General features: G+C 45.3%; 3 protein-coding genes. All 3 read right to left on the reverse strand.

Annotated features, from left to right (window positions below; translation table 11 throughout):
• Positions 1-32: 32 nt before the first annotated feature.
• Positions 33-281 (reverse strand): hypothetical protein, encoded by a 249-nt coding sequence (locus tag Q0212_RS03180; protein ID WP_297922108.1) that lies wholly within the window; start codon positions 279-281, stop codon positions 33-35.
• Complete coding sequence (locus Q0212_RS03185; protein ID WP_297922111.1) at positions 271-465, reverse strand: hypothetical protein; 195 nt, start codon at positions 463-465, stop codon at positions 271-273. The genes Q0212_RS03180 and Q0212_RS03185 overlap by 11 nt, the downstream gene beginning before the upstream one ends.
• A gap of 45 nt (positions 466-510) precedes the next feature.
• The coding region (locus Q0212_RS03190; RefSeq protein ID WP_297922114.1) for an SAM-dependent methyltransferase at positions 511-1,665 on the reverse strand (1,155 nt) is incomplete at its 5' end.

Below are 1,665 nucleotides of genomic sequence, written 5' to 3' on the forward strand. Positions count from 1 at the left end.
TTTGTTCTACAATAAGTAGGTTTTGATAAGTTTTATGGAACGGTGTATAACGGCACTAAGGCTTCCACTTGTAACGAAATGATCTTTAATTGTTGTTGTTTAAAGTTAACCAAAGAATGTTGTAAAGCCTGTGGCCGATGCTGCATAACCTCTTGCCAAACGGCTTCAGGCAACAACACCTCGGGGTAGCAGGTCAATACATCTAAACAACCCAATTCATCTAAATGAATAAGTGGACCTGCATCAGCGATAATCACCGACCGCATAGTTTTAGTCATCACCGTGTAAGCCCCACTCCACATCTTCACGAATAAACTGTTCGGTTAATGCCTCCTGATGAGACTCAATATAACGCCGTAAAGACTCATTAACTAACTCTTGAATGTTATTAGCCCAGCCTCGCTGTACTAATAATTGTGCTTGCTGCAACAAGCCATCGGGAACTTCCGCATGAATCATGCTCATGATTGTCTCCTCAATATATTTTCTTAAATCAAAATTAATGTATGATTAAAATTCATACCCAAGCCCTGCCAGCTTTTGCCTAATCACTTGGTCTAGCTCTGCCCCTTTTGCCATTTGCTCGGCTAATTTTTCGGTCAATTTTTGCATTTTATCGGCAAAGGCTTCATCGTCATCCTCCACCTCCTCCGCACCCACATAACGTCCTGCGGTCAACACATGGCCATGCTCGGCAATCTCTGCCAAAGGCACACTACGACAAAAGCCAGCAACGTCTGCATAATCTTTTGCCCCTGCCTCACCACGCCAAGCAGCCACCGTGTCACCAATTAACGCAATATCGGCATCGGTCATTTCCCGTTGAGCACGACTAATCATCTGCCCTAATTTACGCGCATCAATAAACAGCACTTCGCCTTTACGTGTGTTTTTTTGTTTGGCTAAAAACCACAAACAAGCAGGAATTTGGGTGTTAAAAAATAATTGACTTGGCAAAGCCACCATCACTTCCACCACATCGGCTTCAATCATTGCTTGGCGAATTTGCCCTTCGCTATTTTGTGTTGAACTCATTGAACCATTGGCCAACACAATCCCTGCTCGGCCTGTCGATTTAAGGTGATACAACATGTGCTGTAACCATGCAAAATTGGCGTTGCCTTGTGGTGGGTCGCCATATTCCCAACGTGAATCACCCATTAAGCTACCATGCCACCAATCACTAATATTAAATGGTGGGTTGGCCAAAATAAAATCAGCGCGTAAGTCAGCGTGTTGATTGCGGGTAAAGGTGTCGGCAGGTTCGCGGCCTAAATTAAACTCAATACCCCGAATAGCAAGGTTCATGGCAGCCAGTCGCCATGTGGTTGGGTTGGACTCTTGGCCATAAATCGACACATCACCCAATTTGCCGCCGTGTGCTTCAATAAATTTTTCGGACTGAACAAACATCCCACCCGAACCACAACACGGGTCATACACTTTGCCTGAATGTGGCGCAAGCACGGCCACTAAGGTTTTTACAATACTGGCTGGGGTATAGAACTGGCCGCCGCGCTTGCCTTCGGCACTGGCAAATTGGCCTAAAAAGTATTCATAAATTTGGCCTAAAATATCACGTGCTTGGCTGGCATCTGCACCAAAACCAATGGTTGACACTAAATCGACTAATTCGCCCAACTTGCCGTCAGGCAATTGCGCACG

Origin of the sequence: uncultured Agitococcus sp., from assembly GCF_937920075.1 — a bacterium.
In the GTDB taxonomy this organism is placed as follows: domain Bacteria; phylum Pseudomonadota; class Gammaproteobacteria; order Pseudomonadales; family Moraxellaceae; genus Agitococcus.